The 24,219-nt window shown below is 40.7% G+C and carries 18 protein-coding genes; 11 read left to right on the top strand and 7 right to left on the bottom strand.

From position 1 onward, the window contains the following. The first annotated feature begins 47 nt into the window (after positions 1-47). Complete coding sequence (locus tag ACPUEN_RS15415) at positions 48-572, top strand: GNAT family N-acetyltransferase (RefSeq protein ID WP_425636792.1); 525 nt, start codon at positions 48-50, stop codon at positions 570-572. Positions 573-591: 19 nt separating this feature from the next. On the opposite strand, the gene ACPUEN_RS15410 is transcribed toward ACPUEN_RS15415, so the two are convergent. After that, entirely contained in the window at positions 592-3,402 is a 2,811-nt protein-coding gene (locus tag ACPUEN_RS15410; protein ID WP_425636790.1) for a YCF48-related protein, read from the bottom strand. A gap of 244 nt (positions 3,403-3,646) precedes the next feature. Here ACPUEN_RS15410 and ACPUEN_RS15405 point away from each other — a divergent pair, with 244 nt between their 5' ends. From ACPUEN_RS15405 to ACPUEN_RS15365, 9 genes are all read left to right on the top strand, one after another. Next, on the top strand, positions 3,647-4,300 hold the full coding sequence (locus ACPUEN_RS15405; RefSeq protein ID WP_425636789.1) for a Tll0287-like domain-containing protein: 654 nt from the start codon (positions 3,647-3,649) through the stop codon (positions 4,298-4,300). Between the two features lie 258 nt (positions 4,301-4,558). Next, the gene (locus ACPUEN_RS15400) at positions 4,559-7,711 is read left to right on the top strand and encodes a SusC/RagA family TonB-linked outer membrane protein (RefSeq protein WP_425636788.1); all 3,153 of its coding nucleotides are present in this window, start codon (positions 4,559-4,561) and stop codon (positions 7,709-7,711) included. Positions 7,712-7,724: 13 nt separating this feature from the next. Further along, positions 7,725-9,584, top strand: coding sequence for a RagB/SusD family nutrient uptake outer membrane protein (locus ACPUEN_RS15395; RefSeq protein WP_425636787.1), 1,860 nt, complete (start codon positions 7,725-7,727; stop codon positions 9,582-9,584). Between the two features lie 64 nt (positions 9,585-9,648). Further along, a complete protein-coding gene (locus ACPUEN_RS15390) occupies positions 9,649-12,999 on the top strand; it encodes a VCBS repeat-containing protein (protein WP_425636786.1) in 3,351 nt (1,116 codons plus the stop codon). Positions 13,000-13,050: 51 nt separating this feature from the next. Beyond that, positions 13,051-14,010, top strand: coding sequence for a formylglycine-generating enzyme family protein (locus tag ACPUEN_RS15385; protein ID WP_425636785.1), 960 nt, complete (start codon positions 13,051-13,053; stop codon positions 14,008-14,010). Positions 14,011-14,031: 21 nt separating this feature from the next. Beyond that, the gene (locus ACPUEN_RS15380) at positions 14,032-15,342 is read left to right on the top strand and encodes a Gfo/Idh/MocA family protein (RefSeq protein ID WP_425636784.1); all 1,311 of its coding nucleotides are present in this window, start codon (positions 14,032-14,034) and stop codon (positions 15,340-15,342) included. A gap of 2 nt (positions 15,343-15,344) precedes the next feature. Continuing rightward, complete coding sequence (locus ACPUEN_RS15375) at positions 15,345-16,256, top strand: hydroxypyruvate isomerase family protein (RefSeq protein WP_425636783.1); 912 nt, start codon at positions 15,345-15,347, stop codon at positions 16,254-16,256. 12 nt (positions 16,257-16,268) lie between these two features. After that, positions 16,269-17,306 carry a YCF48-related protein gene (locus tag ACPUEN_RS15370; protein ID WP_425636782.1) on the top strand — a complete coding sequence of 346 codons (1,038 nt, stop codon included), beginning with the start codon at positions 16,269-16,271 and terminating at the stop codon, positions 17,304-17,306. A gap of 141 nt (positions 17,307-17,447) precedes the next feature. Further along, positions 17,448-18,182: a HisA/HisF-related TIM barrel protein gene (locus ACPUEN_RS15365; RefSeq protein WP_425636781.1), complete on the top strand. Its 735-nt coding sequence runs from the start codon at positions 17,448-17,450 to the stop codon at positions 18,180-18,182. On the opposite strand, the gene ACPUEN_RS15360 is transcribed toward ACPUEN_RS15365, so the two are convergent. Next, positions 18,183-18,539 (bottom strand): hypothetical protein, encoded by a 357-nt coding sequence (locus ACPUEN_RS15360; protein WP_425636780.1) that lies wholly within the window; start codon positions 18,537-18,539, stop codon positions 18,183-18,185. 74 nt (positions 18,540-18,613) lie between these two features. Here ACPUEN_RS15360 and ACPUEN_RS15355 point away from each other — a divergent pair, with 74 nt between their 5' ends. Further along, positions 18,614-18,952: a tRNA-binding protein gene (locus tag ACPUEN_RS15355; protein ID WP_425636779.1), complete on the top strand. Its 339-nt coding sequence runs from the start codon at positions 18,614-18,616 to the stop codon at positions 18,950-18,952. Here ACPUEN_RS15355 and ACPUEN_RS15350 read toward each other — a convergent pair. The 5 genes from ACPUEN_RS15350 to ACPUEN_RS15330 all read right to left on the bottom strand — a co-directional run bounded on the left by ACPUEN_RS15350 (position 18,949) and on the right by ACPUEN_RS15330 (position 24,198). Then, entirely contained in the window at positions 18,949-19,773 is an 825-nt protein-coding gene (locus ACPUEN_RS15350; protein WP_425636778.1) for an NAD-dependent epimerase/dehydratase family protein, read from the bottom strand. The genes ACPUEN_RS15355 and ACPUEN_RS15350 overlap by 4 nt on opposite strands. Before the next feature lie 46 nt (positions 19,774-19,819). Continuing rightward, positions 19,820-20,446, bottom strand: coding sequence for a sterol desaturase family protein (locus ACPUEN_RS15345; protein ID WP_111609733.1), 627 nt, complete (start codon positions 20,444-20,446; stop codon positions 19,820-19,822). A 117-nt stretch (positions 20,447-20,563) separates the two neighbouring features. Further along, positions 20,564-21,700, bottom strand: a complete 1,137-nt coding sequence (bshA, locus tag ACPUEN_RS15340; RefSeq protein WP_425636777.1) for an N-acetyl-alpha-D-glucosaminyl L-malate synthase BshA — start codon at positions 21,698-21,700, stop codon at positions 20,564-20,566. 214 nt (positions 21,701-21,914) lie between these two features. Further along, entirely contained in the window at positions 21,915-23,633 is a 1,719-nt protein-coding gene (locus ACPUEN_RS15335) for a GMC oxidoreductase (protein WP_425636776.1), read from the bottom strand. Continuing rightward, positions 23,626-24,198 (bottom strand): gluconate 2-dehydrogenase subunit 3 family protein, encoded by a 573-nt coding sequence (locus tag ACPUEN_RS15330; RefSeq protein WP_425636775.1) that lies wholly within the window; start codon positions 24,196-24,198, stop codon positions 23,626-23,628. The genes ACPUEN_RS15335 and ACPUEN_RS15330 overlap by 8 nt, the downstream gene beginning before the upstream one ends. Between the last annotated feature and the right edge of the window lie 21 nt (positions 24,199-24,219).

Genomic DNA, 24,219 nt, shown 5'->3' with positions numbered 1-24,219 from the left:
ATTCTGCGATTAGCCTATTATCTTGAAGAATTAACCATCAGACTTTTATGATTATCACCGGAGAAAGAGAAATAAGATTAGTGACCTGGAATGAGGCTCATTTTCACCAACTCTATCCTTTGGCCAATAATCCCAAGATTGCAATGAATCTGAAGGACAGTTATCCTCAGCCTTATACGATTCACGATGCTCGTCACTGGATAGAGCACAATCAGAAATATAATCCCCCACAAAATTTTGCTGTGGAGTTTGAAGGAAGGCTAGCTGGAGCTATAGGATCAGATAGAGGGAAAGATGAGCTCCGTACCAACATGGAATTAGGATTCTGGATAGGTGAGCCTTTTTGGGGAAAGGGGATTGCTACCGAAGCTGTAAAACTTTACACTAAGTATATTTTTGAGAAGTTTGACATCGAGCGAATCTTTGCTCAAGTCTATGACTTTAATGGTCAATCCATGAATGTTTTGGAGAAAGCAGGATATTTTCCTGAAGCTATTTTGAAAAAGGCTTTTGTGAAAAATTCAACCGTGGGAGATATTTTCCAATATGTGAATATTCGGGGAGAGCAATAGTCACCTAGCTTCTTTTTGATTAGTTCACCACCACTTTCCTAACTACTACACTAGAGGTAGTAAATAGCTGAATTAGATTTATCCCTCGGGGTAAGTCCTCCATTGTAATTTCTTTGGTACCATTTTCTATTTCAATGGATTGGATGATTTGACCAAACCCATTAATTACTTGGAGACTCTGATAATTTCCAGCTCCCAATTGCACTTTAACTGTTCCTGAAGATGGATTTGGAAATACAGTAATATTCAAATCCTCTTTCTCTGGCAAGGCAGTAATCACATTAACATTTACAGTTAAGATCCTGGCTACTCCATCATTACATTCATTTTCAGGAGTCACGCTAATCTGAAAATCTCCTTCCTTTTCCCAAAGGACAGTGACTTTTTCGGTTCCCTGCCCTTGCAGAATTGAACCTCCTCCATTTGAAATACTCCATTTGAAATTGACAGATTCCTGAATTGGAACAGAATATTCTGCTTGCCACAGACCTGTTTGTATCTCTCCTTGTATTTCTCCAGGTTGATCAGGTGGCATATTTACGGCAATAGGCTTTTCTACAGGATCTGCCTTTCCACATTGATTTTCCTGGATCAAGGTAATTCGTTGACTTCCGGATGTAGTCCATTTTACCTGAATTTGAGAAGTACCTTGACCTTGAGTAATTTCTCCGCCGCTAATCTCCCAGGTATAAGTTACACCCGATTGATTTGGAACGGAGTAAAGCTCCACATCTTCCATACAGACAGAGCCGTTTCCAGTTATTTGAATAGTTGAAGTTGGATTTGTGGACACAATTACTTCCAGCGAAGATGTACTTCCATTTCCACAGAAATTTTGCATGCTCACAAACACACCGTTTCTTCCGGGTGTATTCCACAATACCTCTACCTCAGTGGTTCCTTGCCCTGAAATAATTTCCCCTCCATCTACGCGCCAAACAAGTTGGGCGCCAGGAATTGCAGCATCTGTTATAGCATATTGCCCTATGGTTTGGCAAAGTTGCCCCTCTCCAATAATCTCCGAAAGATCGGTAGGTGGAATACATTCATACCTTAAAATTGTACCATCATCTCCGACGGCAAATGCAACTGTTGGAGTGCCTACACTAATGCCAGTAAGGTTTCTAGCTGTTCCTGTTGGAATTTGTACCCAGGATTCTCCCCCGTCTTTTGTCTGAAGAATCAACCCATTTTCTGCTGATATAAATCCCAGGTATTCATCCCAAAAGTCAACAGAAGTAAAATTTTCTGTAAAGGGAACAGTAATCTTTCTCCATGTTTTTGCCATATCCTCAGATTTGAGAATTACGCCAGCATCGCCTACTATAATGGCCGAGGAAGAATCCAATTTAGAAAGCGCATTCAAATTTTCCGAAGTCAACTTTGGCAGGTTTTCCCAAGTATTTCCCCCATTTGTCCAGCTGATCTGCCCATTATCACCCATGGCAAATCCCACCTGAAAATCAAAGTAGGTAATGTCCCGTAAATTTTCTGTGGTGTTTGTTTGAATTCCTGCTGCATCCCAAGTCCCACCGGAGTCAAATGATCTGGCTATATAGCCATTGGTGCCGGTGACATATAATACAGATGGTGCGAAAAGGTAAAATCCAGTTATGGTTTCTGCTGTTTGAGCAGGCACGGGCACCCAGCTAGATCCGCTGTTTGATGTTCTGAACATTTTACCTGAGTTTGACCCAACATAGCCAAAAGAGTTATTCCAGTAATCTAATCCAACGAGATCAACTGAATCAGGAATCGGTCTGGAAACAAGGGTCGTTGCACCATTTGATGTGACATAAACCGCCCCTTGCTGCCCGATAATATGTCCAACCCGATCTGTTTTAAAATCAGTTCCTGTGAAGTCATTTCGGATTCCTGCCAGTCTTTGGCTATAGCTACTTCCCGCATTAGTAGAGGAAATCAGATATCCATCTTGTCCAACAGCCTCTACAAGATTACTAGCAGGCTTAAACTCCAAACCCTTTAGGTTTCTCGTGTTGGTCGCTCCTAGATTAGCTTTTCCAAATGTAGCTCCAGAATTGGTAGATCGTAGCGCAGTAGCCAAGTCACCAACAATTGTAAGGATGCGAATGTCCAGCGGGCTTATCGCTACTTTCTTTAAGTCAGTAGTCACAGGGGAAGTTTGTGGCAGCCAAGTATCACCACCATCTATAGTTTTTAGAATAGTCCCAGCTTCGCCTACCGCATAGCCAATGAGCGGGGTTGAAAAAACTATTCCATTTAAGCTTAACGTTTGTCCCGAATTCAAAGAAGTCCATTGATCTCCTCCATCGTAGCTTCTCAAAATCCTTCCCTGGCCGCCAGCAATAAAAGCAGTATCAGAGTTTATAAAAGTTATATCGTTCAGGCTTTGGTTGGTGCCAGAAGATTTCTGTGTCCAGGTATTTCCTTTATCTGCTGAAAATAGGATCTCGCCTGCATCAGAGACAGCTAAGATTTTGTCCTCGGTGGATATTTCTAGATTATTTAAGGTCTGCGTAGAACCCGATGGAAGTATGGCCCAGGTGTTACCAGAGTCTTGCGTTTTTAAAATTAAGCCATTGTCTCCTACTGCTACTCCGATGTTTTCATCCCAAAAAGCCACATCAAACAGCTTCCCGTCAAAGCTTACCGGAAGCTCATTCCAGGTAGCTCCTCCATCAGTAGTCTTTATGATGAGATTTTCTCCTACACTGAATCCCACATTTTGATCCACCCAAGTGATGGCTTCAAGGTCAAGGCCCCAGCTTTGCATTCTAGCCCAAGTTTGGGAAAAAAGCTGCGTGCTTAGCATCATCCCAATTAAAAACAGACCTATGGTTTTTTGCATGTGTAAAGTCGAATAAAACAAAAATAAGTTATTTGATGCTAATAATTTTTTCCAAAACCGTATGGAATATCTCCTTAGAAATAATCATTCTAGCCGTAATTTTCAAATTTAAATCAAGCTCGATTACAAATCTTCTCAAAGTGATCTTGTGTTCTTGAGCAATTTACCTTGGTAAGATTAGCAGCGCTTAAATAAAAAGCCGACAATGATTTGTAAATTTATCTATACTACACTATCGAATCTAATGAAGAATCTAACATATACTATATTTTCTATTGCTCTTCTCTTTTCATGCGGACCGCGAGAACGTATTTCTAAAGAGGTATTTGACAAAGTGAATAATTCTATGGAAGCAAAAAAGCTTTCAGAAGCCCAGATTACCCAAGAAGCTATGATATGGGGAGACTCCATTAGTACTGCAGCGCAGCAACAATTCATGTCCAGCCTGCATAAAGCTGTTGAAGAAAATGGGTTTGCTGGTGCAATTGGTTTTTGCAATGTAAAAGCAGCACCGATTGCAAGTGAGCTAAGTGAGAAATATGATGTGGAAATCAGGCGAACTTCTTTCCGTGCCAGAAATCCAGCTAACCTACCAACAGCAGATGAATCACCAATCCTAGATGCTTATCAATATAATGTAGAAAACAGTATAGAAAATGAGCCTAATATTCAAAAGATTGAGGGCGGGGATATTCTACTTTATACTAAGGCAATTGTCATTTCTTCGGAATTTTGTTTGGCATGTCATGGAGATGTGAAAAACGATATAAAAGCGGAGCTTCTAAATAAGATAGATTCTCTTTATCCGAATGACTTGGCAAGAGATTTCAGAGTTGGAAATCTGAGGGGAATGTGGTCTTTAAAAATTCCAAAAAAAGCTGTAGTCAATAGATTATAGATTCCATATGTAGCAATCGATTGAATGATAAGCAAGGGGCATTTTTAGGAGTTCTGTAATTCTTTATTTTTTCTTGGTTTATAAGAATTGTTCAATTTTTCATTGAATAGCACAATACCGAACTGTTAAGCTTGTAGTTGTAAGCTGCTTCTATCAATATTCAGTCAATTTTTAGCAAAAATCAGTTTGGTTTTGAATAAGCATATTGAGACCTTGGACTGTTAAATTTTATTAAATTAATTATAAACCCCTATGCCAATGAGAAACTTTACTCATTTAAAGCTATTTAGTCTGACACTAATTTTCTGTCTAGGACTTCTTAGCACTGCATTCGCACAGACCCGGGAGGTGTCTGGTGTGGTAATTTCAGGAGAGGATAATTTGCCTCTACCTGGTGTGTCTATTTTAGTAAAAGGCACGACAAATGGTACCGTCACAGACATCGACGGTAAATTTACAATCAATATTCCTGGACCGTCGGCTGTATTGCAACTGTCTTTTATTGGATTTACTTCCATGGAGGTTCCTGTAGGAGAGAGATCTACATTTGATCTGACTTTGTTACCTGATACCAAATCCTTGGAAGAGGTAATTGTGGTAGGATATGGTGAGCAGAAAAAAGAGACGATTACAGGTTCAGTTGCTACCGTAAAAGGTAAGGAACTTGTGAAATCTCCAGCAATGAACCTGTCTAACTCTATCGCTGGTCGTATGGCTGGTGTGGTAGCCGTAAACAGAAGCGGTGAGCCGGGTTATGATGGATCAGGCATTAGAATTCGTGGTTCCAATACCCTGGGTAATAATAATGCATTGGTGGTAATCGATGGTATTCCAGCAAGAGCTGGTGGTTTGGAGCGATTAAATCCAAATGACATCGAGAGTATCTCCGTATTGAAGGATGCATCAGCAGCGATCTACGGATCAAGAGCAGCGAACGGTGTAATTCTAGTAACAACGAAGAGAGGTACTACAGGTGCCCCAGAATTGACTTTCCAAGTGAATCAAGGATTTGCTCAGCCAGCATTACTTCCTGGCCTATTAAATGCAGCTGAGTATGCAAATGCGCTGAATGAAATAAATATCTACGAGCTCCCAACCAATGAATGGGCTGCTGCAAACCAAGCTTATAAGCAGAATGGAGAGTACACTAGACCAAATGGTCAGGTAAGAACTGCTCCTTACTCACCTGAGGAAATTGAACTGTATAGAAATGGGACTGATCCTTGGAATTACCCAGATACAGATTGGTATGGTGAAACGCTTAAAAACTGGTCACCTCAAAGCAGATATAACTTACAATTAGTAGGCGGTAGTGAAAATGTGAAGTACTTAACTTCCTTAGGATACCAGAATCAGGATGCATACTACAAAGATGCAGCAACTGGTTATAAGCAATATGACTTCCGTATCAACTTGGATGCAAATATCAATAAGTATATGAAAGTAGGCTTGGGTATCCTTGCCAGAGAGGAATTTAGATTCTTCCCTACTGTAGGGGCTGGAGCGATCTTCCGTATGCAAATGAGAGGTAAGCCAAACCAGCCAGCTTATTGGCCAAATGGAAAACCAGGTCCAGATATTGAAAATGGTCAAAATCCAGTGGTGATTACTACAAATGCAACTGGTTATGATAATGATAAGCGTGACTATATCCAGACTACAGGTACGTTGGAAATCAAAATTCCTGGTGTAGAAGGCTTAAAATTTACTGGAACTGCAGCTATAGATAAGTATATCCGTACTACTAAAAGATGGCAAACACCATGGACCCTTTATCAAAAAGGAAATGGTTTTGAAGCAGATGGCGTTACTCCAATATTGGTTCCAAGTAAGAGAGGTCCAGCTGAGCCAAACCTAAATGAGTCAAATTCAAATCAATTGAATATCCTTTTGGGAGGCGTGCTTAACTACGACAAGACATTTAATGACGTACATACATTCAATGTCGTAGCAGGTGTGAACCGAGAGACTATTGAAGGAAATAATTTCAGTGCATACAGAAGGTTCTTCATCTCCACGGCGATTGATCAACTTTTTGCTGGTGGCGATCTTCAAAAAGATAACAGTGGTGGGGCATTCAATAGAGCTCGTCTGAACTACTTTGGTAGAGTTGCCTACAATTACAAAGAAAAATATCTAGCAGAATTCCTTTGGAGATATGATGGTTCGTACATCTTCCCTGAAGAGACTAGATTTGGTTTCTTCCCTGGCGTAATGCTTGGTTGGGTAGTTTCTGAAGAAAGCTTCTGGAAAAATTCTCTTGGAAAATCTTTTGACTTCTTCAAAGTCAGAGGTTCTTGGGGTCAGCTAGGTAACGATCAGATTGGTGAATATCAATTCTTGTCAACCTATGGCTTTAGCTCATACATTGTAGGTGGAGCTGAAACAAAAACGCTATTTGAAACAAGAGTTCCAAACCGTGCAATTACTTGGGAGGTAGCCAATAACTCTAACTTAGGCTTTGAAGGTCAATTCCTTCAGGGAAAAATCTTCTTCGAGTTTGATTTGTTCTACAACAAGCGTACGAATATCCTTTGGCAGAGAAATGCATCCGTACCTCAAACGACTGGTCTTTCATTACCTGCTGAGAACATCGGAGAAGTGGAAAACAAAGGGTTTGATTTGAACCTTGGTATTAGAGGCGGAAAAGGTGAATTCCAATATACAGCTAGCGTTAACGGTGGCTATGCTAAGAATGCAATTTTGTTCTGGGATGAATCACCAGGAGCACCTGAGTGGCAACAATCTACAGGCAGACCAATGGGTACACCGTTAGTTTATAAATACGATGGAGTATTCCCAGATCAGCAATCAATTGATGCAGAGACGCTTGATTATTCGGCAATCACAGGTAATCTAAGACCTGGTGACATGAGGTATGTGGATTACGATGGTGATGGTAAAATTACCCCTGATGATAGAGTACGTTTGGATAATAATACAATCCCATTATTTCAAGGTGGAATTAACTTAGGAGCAAATTGGAAAGGCTTTGATTTAGCTATTCTATTCCAAGGCTCTTTGGGAGCAAGACAATACATCAGTGCTGGTGAGTCTGGAAACATTGGTAACTATCTATCCGATATCTATGATGGAAGATGGACTATCGACAATCCTAGTAGCACAGAGCCAAGACTTGCCAACAGAAATGACCAGTATTGGTCTGGAGGTAATGATTATTGGTTTAGACCATCTGATTACTTGAGATTGAAAAACGTAGAGATTGGCTATAATCTTCCTGCTACTCTTACAGAGAAAATAGGTATCAAAAATGCTCGTTTATATGTAAATGGATTGAACTTGATCACATGGAGTAAGACGAAAGTGTATGATCCAGAGTCTGATGCCTCTACGGGACAGTATTATCCTCAGGCTAGAGTAATCAATACAGGTCTTTCTGTTTCATTTTAAATAACCCAAAATAATGAAAAGAAATATTAAACAACTAGTAATTCTGTTTGCAGCAAGCTTAACAATTGCCAGCTGTAACAGTGATTTTCTAAATACTGAGCCGCTTGGAGAGATTTCCCAATCGGCCGTTTGGACTGACCCTGCTTTGGCAGAGGCCTTTGTAGTAGGAATCTACCAAGGATTTGGAAATGGTGGTTTTGACGAGCAAAGACTTGCCTCTCTAACGGATGAAGCAATCTTTACACACCCAGGACGTGGTATCACTACCATCACCGAAGCAAGAGTTAACTCTGCTGATCAAGGATGGGTAAACAATACCTATAGCTGGGGCAACATGTATAGCTACATTCGGAGAGCAAATATTGCAATCGAAAACCTATCGGACCCACAGTTTCCTAACGATGGTGGTATAGTAGATAAGCTTCTTGGTGAAGCAAAATTCATGAGAGCTTATTACTATCATCAACTAGCTAGATACTATGGTGGTGTTCCAATCGTAGATAGACCATATGGTCTTGGCGAAGAGTCTTATGATATTGCTAGAGGCACGTGGCAAGAAACTATTAGCTTTATCGAAAAAGATCTAACGGATGCAGCTGCCTTATTACAAGGAAAGCCTAGAGTTAATGGTAGAGCTTCTCAACTTGCAGCATTGGCATTGAAGTCTAGAGTGTTATTGTATGCAGCAAGTGATCTACATGATGGCCCTACTGCAGCAGCTAATTCTTCTTTATTGGCTTCCTATCCAAATCTTGATCTTGTTGCCTACCCTAGTGGCAATAGAACTGAAAGATGGCAGAAAGCACAGAATGCGGCGAAAGCTGTATTGGATATGGCCAGCGGAAATAATTTGGGATTCACAGAGCCAGTATCACATGAAGAAGGTATCCAGAATTATATCAACAATGCCATGGCAAGAAATGGTGGCGAAAATGAAATAATTCTCGGTAGATATTTCATCAACATGAAACTAGAGAATGGTGGACGTCAAGGTCTATTCAATGGTCCTAATGGCTATAACAACTGGGCTGGAAACAGTCCCGTACAATTGCTTGTGGATGATTATGAGATGATGGATGGTACTAAGTTTGACTGGTCAAATCCTGCTCATGCTTCTGCGCCTTATGAGAACAGAGACGCTAGATTCTATGCTTCTATCCTCTACGATGGAGCACAGTGGAAGCCAAGATCTTCTGCAAATCAATCAAGAGATCCTTTGGGACAAATCCAAACCGGTACTTATGAAGTGACTGATGGCTCAGGAGCTAAGGTTACCCACTTTGGATTGGATACCAGAAACAGTCCTATTGAGGATTGGAATGGTAGCTATACTGGCTATTATACCAGAAAATTTATTGATGCAGACCCTGCAATTGTGGATCAGAATACCTGGCAAGAAGTTCCATGGCCTATTTTAAGATACACTGAAGCAGTGTTGAACTATGTAGAGGCCTCTATAGAACTTGGTCAGGAAGATGAAGCTAGAATGTGGTTGAATAAAATCAGATTCCGTGTAGGCCAACCTGCAATTACAGAGTCTGGTGATGCTTTGATGGATCGCTACATCAATGAACGTAGAATCGAGATGTCTTATGAAGAGCAGAGATACCATGATACGCGTCGTTGGATGATTGCTGAAGAGACTCTGGGTCGAAAAGCGAATATTATCAATATTACTGGTACGCTTAAGCCTGGACAGACGCTAACAACTTACAGATATGATCCAGCTGTTTCTAATTACGTTTATAAAGTTCTACCTATTGATCCTGGAAAGGAAAATAGAACTTGGCTAGACAAAATGTATTTTGTACCAATCCACAGAGATGAGATTAACAGGAATGGTGCCCTTATCCAGAATCCTGGAATAGAATAAAGTAAGTATTCTTATAAATTTGATCTAAGCCATTCCATTGGGGTGGCTTAGATTATTTTAGATTATGACTAAAAAAAATCTCATAACAGCTTTGGCTTTCAGTGTATTGATGGCGTCTTGCACTGAAACAGACCAGGCCAACCAAGCTGATAATTCCTCAACTTCTAATACCACACCTCTCTTTAACTTATTGACTCCAGAACAAAGCGGAGTTACCTTCTCAAACAGAATAGAAGAGAACTTAAACCTCAATGTCCTCATGTACGAGTACCTCTACAATGGAGGTGGCGTAGCAGTGGGCGATCTAAATGGTGATGGCTTGGAGGATATTTATTTTTCTGCCAATGTCAGTGGCAATCAACTATACCTAAACCAAGGTAATCTCAAATTTAAAGAAACAGCTCAAGCTTCAGGAGCTACCGGTAGATCCGGCCCCTGGAAGACAGGAGTTGTATTTGTGGATATCAACGGCGACAATAAACTAGACATTTATCAGTGCTACTCAGGCAATTTGCCTACCGAGAAAAGAACTAACGAACTTTTTGTCAATCAAGGTAATGACGAAAATGGAATTCCACTTTTTAAACAAATGGCCGAGGAATATGGGATAGCTTCAAATGCACCCAGCACATCGGCCAGTTTCTTCGACTATGATCTAGATGGAGATCTTGACCTTTTCCTACTAAACCATAACACCAAATCCATCCAAAATCAGGATGTGAATCTCACCAAGGTATTACTTAAAGAAAAGCATGAAGCGGGGCCGCAGCTTTTTGAAAATATAAACGGAAAGTTCAGAGAAGTAACCCTTGAGGCGGGTATTTCCAGCTCAAGTCTTTCCTATGGCCTAGGAATTGCAATTTCAGATATCAATCAGGATGGCTGGCCTGATATCTACATTGGAAATGATTACTCCATGCCGGATTACCTGTATATCAATCAGCAGGATGGGACCTTCAAAGATGAAATCTTAAAACGATTAGGGCACACTTCTCATTTCTCCATGGGAAATGATATAGCCGATTTCAATAATGACGGCCTACAAGATATTTTTACCTTGGATATGCTACCCGAGGGAAATGAAAGACAAAAGCTTCTTCTTGCACCGGATAATTTTGAACTGTTTGAACTGAATGTAAACAAAGGCTTCCACCACCAATACATGCGAAATATGCTTCATGTTAACTCTGGTGACGGCACATTTCAAGAAATTGGGCAGCTAGCTGGGGTGTCCAATACAGATTGGAGTTGGTCATCTCTCTTTGCTGATTTTGATAATGACGGCTGGAAAGATCTTTTCATTACCAACGGCTACCTGAGAGACTACAACAACCAGGACTTTTTGAAGTACATGGACAATTACGTGCGAACTTCAGGAGGCAAGCTAAAACGAGAGGACTTGCTGAACATGGTCAAGACCATGCCATCGTCCAATTTGACAAATTATATTTTTCAAAATACAGGCGAGCTCACCTTCCAAAACCAAACTAATTCTTGGGGAATTAATCATGCTGCAAACAGTAGCGGAGCGGCTTACAGTGATTTGGACAATGATGGAGACCTAGATCTTATCATCAATAACATTAACTCACCGGCTTTTATTTTTGAAAATCAAGCGAGTCAATTGAAAGAAGCGAATTATATAAATCTCAAACTATCAGGATCAGAGAGCAATTCCTCCGCACTTGGAGCTAAAGTTGAGATTTATACTGGAGAGAATATTCAGGTACTAGAGCAGAACCCATACCGAGGATATCAATCTTCAATTTCTACGACGCTTCATTTTGGACTAGGGACAATTACCGAGATAGACTCCATTCAGGTGACCTGGCCTGGTGGAAAAATGACTAAGCAGTATAAGGTTGGTGTAAATCAAACATTGGAACTAAGGGCAAGTGATGCAGTTTCTGCTCCTTCGGTCAGACCAAAAGCGTTAGAAACCTACCTTACAGAAAAAGTAGAATTAAAGACCGAAGTAGGAAGGGAATTCAATGATTATAAAAGACAACCACTCTTAATCAACCCTGTTTCTGGAAATGGAAAGGCCATGGTTTTCGCAGACTTTAGCGGTGACGGGAAAGAAGACCTTTTCGTAGGAGCAGGCTCTAATGCCACCGCTTCATTCTATATACAGAATGCCAATGGATCATTTGCCAAACAGAATACAAGTGCATTTGCATCTGCTTCTAAAGCCGAGGATACAGACGCAATAGCATTTGACTCCAATGGTGATGGTAGTTTAGACTTATTTGTTGCCAGCGGAGGTGTCTATGATTTTAATCTAGGAGACGAAGCATTGCGTGATCGACTTTACTTAAATGATGGGAAGGGCAATTTCACTTTAGCCTCGGAGGCTATCCCAAATGAAACTTTCCCAACGGGGACGGTTCAAGTCGCTGACCTCAATTTTGACGGAATTCCTGACTTATTCGTGGGGGCTAGAATTAATCCAGGACAGTTTCCTACCTCGCTGGGAGGAAGAGTATGGATAAATGACGGCAAGGGAAACTTCAGCGATCAGACTAAGCAGCTCGCGCCTACATTTATCAATTTGGGTATGTTAACTGATTCTGGCCTAGCAGACTTAGATCAGGATGGTAAGCCTGAGTTAATTGTACTGGGAGACGCAATGCCAATACAGGTCTTTTCCTTCCAAGAAAACCAATGGAAAGAAACAACATTAAGCTACTTCGAAAAGCATGAATTTGGATTCTGGAATAATCTGACCCTTGCTGATTGGGATGGTGATGGAATGGTAGAAATATTGGCGGGTAATCTGGGCACCAACTCTCAAATCAAAGCTAGCGGTTCAGAACCTGCCGAGATTTTATACAAGGATTTTGATGGAAATGGATCTATTGATGCATTTCTGGGGTACTACGTTCAGGGAGAAAGATACCCAGCTGCGAGCCGTGACGAAATCCTTGGCCAGGTACTTTTTCTTAAAAAGAGATATTTGGATTTCAAGTCATTTGCCAATGTGAAAATGAGCGAGCTCTTCACTGCTGACGAACGAAGAAACTCTAATTCGATCTTTATCAGTCGATTAGAAACAAGCTACTTTGTCAAAAATGAAGCAGGAAAATTTGTTGCGAAAGAATTACCCATACAAGCTCAATTCTCACCTGTTTATGCCTCAGAAGCTGTTGATGTAAATGGTGATGGTCACCTAGATATGATTCTTGGAGGAAATATCGGCTATGGTAAATTATACTATGGTAAATATGATGCGAGCCAAGGTCTAGTTTTACTAGGCAATGGAAAAGGGCAATTTACCAAGGTGGATAAGTCTAAAAGCGGATTGGATTTAAGAGGTAACATAAGGAGAATAATAGCAGACAAAACCCTGATAATGATATATTTGGATGAATCTAAAGTCAGTATTTATTCCCTCCATCCATCAAAAACAAATTAAATTAGAACCCCTTTACTATTATATTTAACGCTAAAGATTTTTTCTTTAAACATGTTTAAAACAAACCCAAAACCCCTTGTGATTGGTGCATTGATGCTTATGAGCTTTGATGTCAATAATGCCAATTTTGAATCCTACACCCAGAAAATTCCTGGTACTGAAGTGACTTTCCAGATGACTCCAATACCTGAAGGAACCTTCATGATGGGCTCAGAAAGTTCTGCGGATGAACAGCCAGTGCATGAAGTAAAGATTGCCCCTTTCTGGATGGGAACTCATGAAGTAACTTGGGATGCCTTTGAGCTTTTCCTAGATAAAAATTACGAGTTGGCAATTTCTGAAGGTCCAATCGGAGAAGTGGTCGATGGGTTGACGAGACCAAGTATGCCCTACTTGGATATGACTTTTGGTATGGGAAAGGAAGGAAAACCTGCAATCGGAATGACTCAATATGGAGCAATCCAATTTTGCCACTGGCTGTATTTGAAAACTGGTATTTTCTACAGACTGCCTACAGAAGCAGAATGGGAATACGCTGCAAAAGCTGGATCAAAAACCAGGTTCTTTTATGGAGATGACCCTGCAATGCTAAGTGAATATGCATGGACAAGAGAGAATTCCGACGAAACTACCCATCCCATTGGCAAGAAAAAGCCGAATCCTTGGGGTCTTTATGATATATATGGAAATGTTTTGGAATGGACCTCAGATCAATACGATCCTGAGTTTTACGCTAATTCATCAAAAGAAAACCCCATTAACCCATCGACCGAACTCTATCCTAGGGTAGTACGAGGTGGAAGCTACGATACAGAAGCTTCTGAATTGAGTTCCTCCAAACGATTTGTTAGTACTGCTGATTGGAAACGAATAGATCCTCAAATTCCTAAAAGCCAGTGGTGGTTTCCAGAAGCCCCATTTTTAGGGTTAAGACTAGTTAGGCCACTTTCGCCGCCCAGCCCAGAAGAAATTATGGCTTATTACCAAGCCGCTCCGATTACCGATTATTAAACCTTAAATAACTCTATACTTATGAAAATTGACAACACTAGAAGAGACTTCATCAAAACATCCGCCTTGGTTACAGGTGGGTTGATGACAGCTCCTTTCGTACTTCCAGGGGCCTATGCTGCTCCGGTGAATGAATTGAAAGTTGCTTTGATTGGCTGCGGTGGACGTGGTACTGGCGCTACTTTTCAAGCTTTAGCCACAGGCCACAACATCAAAGTTGTCGCTATGGCAGATGCCTTCAGAGATCGCTTGGATAATGCATATAAAGCACTGAGTGAAAAATATGCGGACAAACTTGCCGTAACTGAAGAAACGAAATTCGTCGGTTTTGACGCCTATAAGAATGCGATGGCTCTCGCGGATGTAGTGATTCTTGCAACACCTCCAGGCTTCCGCCCAATGCACTTCGAAGAGGCTGTGAAGCAGGGCAAGCAAATTTTTATGGAAAAACCTGTAGCAGTGGATGCAGCAGGTATCAGAAAAGTATTAAAGGCAGCTGAAGAAGCAAAAGCCAAGAAATTAAACGTAGTGGTAGGTCTTCAGAGACACTATCAGGCAAATTACATAGAGACTATTAAACGTATCCATAACGGTGACATTGGTGATATCATCAACGGCCAAGTCTATTGGAATGACGGTGGTGTATGGGTGCGAGAGCGTCAGCCAGGTCAAACTGAAATGGAATACCAAATGAGAAACTGGTACTATTTCAACTGGCTTTGTGGAGACCATATCAATGAGCAGCATGTGCACAACATCGATGTAGCAAACTGGGTGAAGCAAGGCCCACCAGTCAAAGCAGAAGGAACAGGTGGACGTCTGGTCCGAACAGGTAAAGAACATGGTGAAATCTTTGACCACCATGTATTGACCTATACCTATGCTGATGGATCTGTCATTCACAGTGAATGCCGACACTTCCCTGGTGCTCAAAACCGTGTCGATGAAAGCTTCCAAGGGACAAAAGGAACAGCTTTTTTAAGTGCAGGAAATCATGGCATCCTGAAGGATTGGAAAGGCAATATGCTTTATGAGCATGATCGCAAAAATCAGCCTAACCCATACCAAGTTGAGCATGACCAACTGTGGGCAGCTTTATTCGCCGGAGAATACAAATTTGCAGATGCACAAAACGCTGCGAATAGTACCATGACAGCTATTATGGGTAGATATGCAACTTATTCTGGCAAGCCACTAACATTCGATGAAGCTTTGAATGGACAGGTGGATTTGATGCCAGAAACCTTAGCATGGGATGCGATGCCTAAGGTATTGCCTGGCCCAGATATGTATTATCCTCATGCGATTCCTGGTAAAACGAAAGTAGTTTAATCATGGAAAGAAGAGGATTTATAAAAAAAGTAGGCTTAGGAAGCACCATTTTGGGTGTTTCTGGAGCTATGAGTATGCCCTCCTTTGCTGCAGGCAAAGCTGAACCCACCTTCAATATGGATTTTGCTCCGCACTTTGGAATGTTCAGAAATTCTGCTCCAGGTGGAATTGTGGATGAATTGAAATTCATGGCGGATCAAGGTTTCAGGTCTTTGGAAGACAATGGAATGCTTCGCAGATCTGAAGAAGAGCAAGCTTTGATTGGCAAAACACTTGAGTCTCTAGGCATGAGAATGGGAGTTTTTGTGATTGAAGGTGGAGATAACTGGAAAGTTTCTCTTACAACTGGGAAACAGGAATTCATAGACACTTTTGTAGATACTTGCAAAAAATCAGTAGAAGTGGCCAAGCGCGTAGGCGCAAAATGGATGACTGTAGTTCCTGGATATTTTGAAAGAAACCTTCCTATGGGAGTACAAACAGGAAATGTAATTGAAGCTTTTAAGCGTGGTGCCGAGGTATTGGAGCCACATGGCCTAGTGATGGTGATGGAGCCTTTGAGCGACAACCCGGATCTTTTCTTACGTCATGCTGATCAATCTTATATGATTTGCAAAGGTGTGGATAGCCCAGCATGCAAAATTCTTTATGACATTTACCACATGCAGCGAAATGAAGGAAACCTAATTGCTACTATGGAGAAAACCTGGGAAGAAATTGCCTATATACAAATCGGAGATAATCCAGGCAGAAAGGAACCAGGAACGGGAGAAATCAATTATAGCAATGTATTCAAATACATCCATGAAAAAGGTTTCAAGGGTGTAATGGGTATGGAGCATGGAAATGCCTCTCCTGGAGTTGATGGTGAAAAAGCATTAATTCAGGCCTATAGAAAAGTAGATGTAGTCTGATTTAAAATAAATATGATTAAGAATAGTTTACTGGCGCTATCATTATTGGTAGCGCTTTTTTCCTGTAAAAAAACCGAAGACTCAACGTTGAGTACAGCCCCAGCAGGCTGGGAAATTCTTGAGACACCTGTAGAATCCTCGCTAAGAGGTCTTTCACCTCTCACCAGCGACATAGCATGGGCATGTGGAAGTAATGGGACATGGATGAGAACTATCGATGGCGGGAAGACATGGAATCATGGTGTTATTGCTGGTCTAGATACGGTAGACTTTCGATCTATCCAGGCTTTTGATGCATTGACTGCTATAGCGGTTTCCGCCGGACAACCAGCGGTAATTTACAAGACGAAGGATGGGGGAAAAACTTGGGAGCTAAAACATCAGGAAAATGAACTGGCTTTCTTGGATGGTATTAGCTTTTCATCAGCTAACCGAGGATTTATCATTGGTGATCCGAATGAAGGTAAATGGACTATACTTCAAACTGCTAATCAAGGGAACACTTGGTATCCTGTGGACTCTCTGCCTAGTGCAGTGAATGGAGAAGCAGCTTTCGCGGCGAGCGCAACCTCTCTTCTAGCAGAAGGAAACCACTTATGGATAGGAACAGGTGGTACAGAGTCAAATCTGCACTATTCAAAAGATATGGGTGCAAGTTGGGAAAAATACAGTTCACCTTTTATCCAAGGGGAATCATCTCAGGGAATTTTTTCTCTTACTAGCATTGGTGAAGGAGAGATTGTAGCAGTTGGAGGAGATTATTTGAATGAAGGCATGCTGGAGGGTATCTCCGGAATATTTGTTACAAAGAATAAAGAGTGGGTCAAACCTCAGCAGGGACCGAGTGGCTATCGATCAGGAGTAGTATATTTTCCAAGACAAAAATGGCTCATAGCCGTAGGTCCTAGTGGCTCTGATTACTCCAAAGATTCTGGGATTACTTGGCAAACAATTTCAAACGAAGGTTTCCATGCAGTAAAAATGGCCCAAGCCGATGGATCAGTCTGGGCCTCTGGAGTCAAAGGGAAAATTGCTAAATTGAAGTATTGATTATTACTAATGTCATTATTCCACAATTCTAATAAATGAACATTGATTTAAAAGATTTGCATCTTTACTAATATTTTTAGTCCAAAGCTGTAGTATCTTTAGGATGATCTCAATAAACCAATAAACCTGATTAATAATAGCATGTTTGAAATTGTTCCTTCCATATGGATAATAAATGGAAAATGCGTCCGGCTTAAAAGAGGCGATTTTTCTACAGAAGAAGTGATTTCCAATAACCCTTTAGAGATCGCACAGACTTTTGAATCAATTGGGATCAAAAGACTCCACTTGGTAGATCTTGACGGTGCTCGGAGAGGTGAGCCGAAAAATTACCACATTCTAGAGGCTATTTCCGGTTATACTGATTTGAAAGTTGACTTTACAGGAGGTATCTCAACCGATGGAGATGTAATCAAATGTTTTGAATTTGGAGCTAGCACTATTACAGTAAGTTCAGCGGCGGCTAATTACCCGGAGCGTTTTGCTCAATTCATCCTTTCTTACGGCAGGCAAAAAATCAATATGGCTGCTGATATCAATCCCGCAGACAATAAGATTAAAATTAGAGGTTGGCTAAAGAAAACAGAGATTGACTTATTTGACCATATTAATTTCTTCTATGAAAGAGGTTTGAAATACCTGAAATGTTCAGATATATCAAGAGATGGAGTGATGGAAGGGCCAAACTTTGCACTATTTCAAAGTGTATTGGACAAATTCCCGCAGATCAACCTTGCGGCTAGTGGAGGAGTAAGGGGAATTGATGACTTCAGACGACTCAGAGATATGGGAGTCTCAGCTACTGTTTTCGGAAGAGCCTATTATGAAGGAATGATAAGTATTCAAGAGTTAGAAAAATTCTTAAAGGAAGGCTAATTAATCAGCCTTGAATTTATCTACGATATATAGAAAAATATTAAATGATAAGGTAGAAGGTGTAGGTTCAACTTTTTTGCCTTCACCACTAACCTGAGTTTCTACTTTTTTTGGAGAAACTGTCTTGACGTTTGGTGAAGCTACGGTTGATATTGGAGAATGACTGTCACGCACTGGCATATCAACCTGATCCGATTGATTTTCTAACAATGGCTTAACTACTGGCTTCTCTCGCTCAATTTCTGATTTCTCCCGCTCACTCTGAGCCATGGCATCACCAGCCCAGAAGCATAAGCAAAATGCAGCTATGCCGAAAACGGTTAAATTTTTAATGGAAAAAACAGTTTTTAGGATCATATTCAGCTAATGTAACCTTTTTCTTTAACAAAAGGTTTTATAAAGGGCTTATAAAATTAGGAAAAAAAATTGTTATGCAAACGATTGAGTTCAAAGATTTTGATAAAATAGAATTGCGAATTGGAACAATTCTGCGGGCAGAAGTATTTGAAAAAGCTCGAAAACCAGCCTATAAAATTTGGGTTGATTTAGGAGGAGAACTTGGTGTTAAAAAATCATCCGCACAAATTACCGCACATTACACAGTAGATGGATTGGTAGGCCGTCAAGTACTATGCGTTTGTAACTTATCTCCAAGACAGATTGCAGATTTTATGTCGGAGGTTCTGATCACAGGCTTTAGCGATGAAGCAGGAGAAATCATACTCACCTCAGTTGAGAGGCCTGTTCCAAATGGGGCTAGGTTGCATTAGCTTTTTTTGGTATAAGGAAAGTCTAAAGGGTCCGGGTATTCAAATTCAAAGCCTGTCTCTAGAATTTTACTTCCAGAAATTAACCGATTATCTCCTTCTAAGACATTTTCGTAGCTTTTAGGCGGCTCAAAACCTAAATCAAGTACATTCCTTTCGTATATATCCTTTCTTAAAGAATGAATGGGCGCCACGCCATTATAGATCTTGTGCCAAAGCTCTTTTTCAATGATCCAGGCAAGCATTCTTACAGCATCCCTTTTATGGATATAATTCACACGTGTATGCCCAGCCACATTTTCTTTCCCCGCAACATATTTACCCGGAATTCTATCATCTCCCATTAACCCTCCAAAACGAACGATTGTAAGTTCCTTCGCGTCTTTAAATGTTTTTTCACCCTTAAGCAATATGATATTTCCTGTATTCGCCTCGTTGACTTCTTCTCCCTCCATATAGGATTCCGTTCTAGAATCATTTGGATAAACTCCAGTACTGGACACGAAAATTATTTTTTCAATTCCTGCTTGATCGACCATAGCCCGCAGGTATTTCATCTGTTCTAAATAAAATTTACCATCAGTAGTACGGGATTTGGGCGGAATATTTATGACAAGTACTTCGGTTGTAAAGAGTTTCTGGAAAGCTTTGCCTTGAGGAAAAGGAACAAGTGCAAACTGAATTGCCTCTACTCCTAGATCTTTTATTTTCTCCTGCTTATCAGCTGAAGTAGTACTTCCTATCACCGCATGCCCATTTTTTTGAAGAAATTGAGCTAGTGGTAATCCGATCCATCCAAGGCCTATTATTGATATTTGAGTCATCGATCTTAAAGAAAAAAACCTCCCAATTTTGAGAGGTTTATAGTAGTTAATCTTTCTTAGGAATGGTGCCTAGGATGTAATCCCACAATGGTGTACTTACACCAAATGCTACATCTGGATCTTTGTAGTGGTGTATGGCATGGTGCACCCAAAGTACTTTCATGAAATTCTTTGGAGGCTGCACTGCGTGTACCAAATAGTGAATTCCCAGATAAAGCGCATATCCTAGCAAAAATCCGGGTAAGAAATAAAATGCTAAATCACCCATCGTCAATTTGAAGATCAAGTAAAGAATTGCGGCATAGGCGGCGCTTACAAAGGGAGGCATTGCCAATCTATCTTTATCCTTCGGGTAATCATGGTGAATTCCATGAACAGTGTACTGTAATTTATCCTTTATCGGTGTATTTGGCTCCATGTGAAAGAAATGCTTATGCATCATATATTCCACTAGAGTAAAACCTATATACCCCACGACAAACAAAAGTATAGCTGTTCCTATACCAACAGAAGTTCTTTGTATCCCAAAATAAATTGATATCATTCCTAAAACGATAAACATGGTAATGGGCACTAATATGTTGGTTCTCGAAATCTTCTCCAAAATCGGATTAGAGAAAATTTGGGCGGTGCCAAAATTATCTGGCTTATCCAATCTACCTATCTTTTTCATACGCTACTGATTCTAATTTTACTAAACTTGCTTAGACTCGTTTTAGAATCTAAACCCAAAGATAATTGAAAACGACCTTTCATCACTGAGAAATTCATGACAATAATCATTTTTTAATCAAATCTGTGCCATTGTTGATTCGATGGTTTTCTGATAATATGCAACATAATGCGGTAGAATATTGGAAATATCAAACTCCTGAGCTCTTGCCAATGCATTTTTTTTGAAGGTAGGAAGATTCGCATCGTCCAAAATAAATAGTGCTTTTTCCTTCATATACTTGATATCTCCTATCTCTGAAACGAATCCTGTTACTCCATCGACGTTAAGTTCTGGTATCCCTCCTGCATTTGAGGAAAGAATTGGCACTTCACATGCCATTGCCTCCAGTGCCGCCAATCCAAAGCTTTCTTTCTCTGAAGGCATCAAAAATAGATCCGCAACAGATAGTACCTCTTCTACTGCATCTAGTTTTCCTAGAAAGCGAACATCATCGCAGGTGCCCAGTTCACGGCAAAGGCGCTCCATTTTATCGCGCTCTGGCCCATCACCTACCAAAAGCAACTTGCTTGGTATTTCTTTTCTTACTTCGTAAAAAACCCGAATAACATCTTCGACACGTTTTACTTTTCTGAAATTTGAAGTGTGAACCAATAATTTTTCACCATTTGGGCAAATTGCCAATTTGAAATGCTCCTTCTTTTGGCGCTTAAATCTTTCCAAATCAATAAAGTTTGGTATAACCTCGATTTCACGCTGAATATCAAAGAAAGCATACGTTTCTTTTCTTAAATCTTCAGAAACTGCGGTTACACCATCTGATTGATTGATACTGAAAGTCACTACCGGCTCATAGCTTGGATCTTTACCCACCAAGGTGATATCTGTACCATGCAGTGTAGTTACTACGGGTATCTGGATACCTTGAGTTTTTAGAATTTGCTTGGCCATATAGGCAGCCGAAGCATGTGGAATGGCATAATGAACGTGCAACAAATCCAGTTTTTCGTATTTCACCACACTGACCATTTTACTGGCTAATGCAAGTTCGTAAGGAGCATGTTCGAAAAGAGGATAGCTTTTAATATCCACCTCATGATAATATAGATTTTCGCTAAAAAAGTCTAAACGGGACGGCTGCTTGTAGGTGATGAAATGAACTTCATGACCAATTTTTGCAAGACCTTTACCTAATTCTGTCGCTACTACTCCACTACCTCCGAAGGTTGGATAGCAAACAATACCTATTTTCATATTTTGCTGGGCTGGTTAATTAACCTGATTTTTAACACGCATTAACCCCTCTTTTGTTCAAAATCGAAGTCAATTAAGCAATTAATAAAGAATTTTGAGTGAAAACGGCTGAAAACCAATCATTTTGGTAAAATAATTAATCTCAATAAAAATCAAAAAACCCTTGTGAATTCAAATTTTCACAAGGGTTTTTAATACTCATCCTTAAAGGGGTTTAGCCTTTTTTACTCTCATTGACCGCATGATGCGCTGCTCTCGCAGCAAAAGCCATGTAAGTCAAGGTAGGGTTCTGAGTTGAGGTAGAAGTCATAGAAGCTCCATCCGTCACGTACACATTTGGTACGGCATGTAGCTGATGATTTCCATTGAGCATGGAGGTTTTGGGGTCTTTGCCCATTCTAACTCCTCCCATTTCGTGGATATCCAATCCTGGAGTTCTATGATCGTCATTCACTCTAATATCCGTAAAGCCAGCTTTCTCAAACATTTCAGATACCTGCTCCTGATAGTCCAAGATCATTTTCTCGTCATTATCATCATAGGCAACATTGAATTTTAAGGTAGGTAGACCGTAGGGATCAAGTTTGTCTTTGTCCAAAGCGATGTAGTTAGATTCCTTAGGAATCGTTTCCCCCATCATGTGCGAGCCTACTCTCCAAGGTCCATCAGGTGGAGTTTTATTTAGCATACTATTTTTCAAATCCATCCCCACTCTTGCGTCAGCTACATAGCCTCCACCTCTATAGGCACTAAATCCACCTGCATAACCGCGAAGAAAATCAGTTTCCTGCTTTTTCACATTTCTAAATCTAGGAATGTAACCACTGGTAGGACGTCCGCCTGAAGTGGTGTATTCTATAAACCCTTCGTAAGAACCATTTACTTGTGCACGGTAATTATGGAAAGCAAAATATTTACCCAAAACACCACTGTCATTTCCTAGCCCGTTCGGGAATCTAGCCGAAGTGGAGTTCATCAAGATCGCATTTGAATTGATCGCTGCGGCATTGATAAAGATCACGTCTGCGTAAAACTCTTCCACTTCTTTGGTATGTGCGTCGATGACTCTTACGCCAGTTGCTTTGCCTTTTTCCTCATCATAAATCACCGAATGAACCACTGAATCTGGCCTTAATGTCACGTTTCCGCTTTTCAAAGCCCAAGGAATGGTGGAAGAGTTGCTACTGAAATATCCTCCAAAAGGACATCCTCGCTGACAGAGATTTCTGTTTTGACATGAAGCTCTTCCTTGAGCTGTGAATTCTGGTCTTGGCTCGTGAATATGCGCACAGCGAGCTGAAATCATGTGACGATCTCCGCCGTAAGTTTCCTTTAGCTTTTGGGCAAAATGCTTCTCTACAATATTGAGATCATAGCCTGGCAAAAATTCCCCATCAGGCAAAGTATCTAGTCCATCCAGATTTCCGGAAACACCTGCGAACTTCTCGACATGGCTGTACCATGGCGCAATATCTTTGTAACGAATTGGCCAATCCACAGCAAAACCATCTCTGGCAGGACCTTCGAAATCATAATCCGACCAGCGCTGCACCTGCCTAGCCCAAAGCAGAGATTTTCCTCCAACCTGATAGCCCTTGATCCAATCAAATGGCTTTTCTTGGATATATGGCTGCTCGGCATCTTTGGCAAAAAAGTGCTCTGAGTCCTCTCCAAAGGCATAACATTTGGACACTATTGGATTTTCATCCAATATTTTTTGAGGCAATTTTCCCCTGTGTTTGAATTCATAAGGAAGCATATTTGTAGTAGGGTAATCCTTGATATGCTCCACATTTCTACCTCTTTCAAGCAAAAGCGTTTTTACACCCAAATCTCCAAATTCTTTGGCAGCCCAGCCACCGCTAGCTCCAGAGCCTACTACAATAGCTTGATACGTTCGTTCTTGCTTATTTCTGATATTCAGATTAGCCATTTATTCTAGGTTTTTGAGTTTCGGAGATTAGCGCGGCGCCATTGTACGGGCCAGGAATCAGTGAATATGGAATAATTTCTGTCTGAATGTACTCAGAAGCCATATAGCCCTGCATGGTAAGTCGTTTGGTAGTATTCAAGAAGTAAGAAATAGCCTTGTCCTTTTCACCTTCAGGAGTATCCTCAGGCTTGAGTTCAATGCCTGTTTGGATCAGGTCTTCCTTTTCTTTAGTGCTTAGCTTATCATATTTTTTCCCAGAGATAGTTTTGACAAATTCAGGGAAAGCCGCCAGCCCAGTGCTGAAAAGTGCTTGGTTATCAGAAGTCATGCAATCATTCACCATCACCAAAATGAAGTCAGGAACTTCCAACTCTAATGCGCCTTTGAGCTCGCCAGCTGGTATTATGGTATTTGAAATATCTCCCAAAAGTTGCTTTTGGGATGCTGTAACTTTGAGATTCTCATATGCAGCCAGAATATCATCTGAGCTGAAATCGCAGGAAGGGATTAGGGCAAGTCCTCCGGAAATCAGTGCGAGATGCCTTAGGGCGATTCGTCTGTTCATGTATAAATAGGTTTTGGGTGA

The sequence above is a fragment of the Algoriphagus yeomjeoni genome (genome assembly GCF_049821175.1).
GTDB classification, from domain to species: domain Bacteria; phylum Bacteroidota; class Bacteroidia; order Cytophagales; family Cyclobacteriaceae; genus Algoriphagus; species Algoriphagus yeomjeoni_A.
The sequence above is the reverse complement of the archived record's forward strand: the minus strand, read 5'-3'. Positions and strand labels throughout refer to the sequence as shown.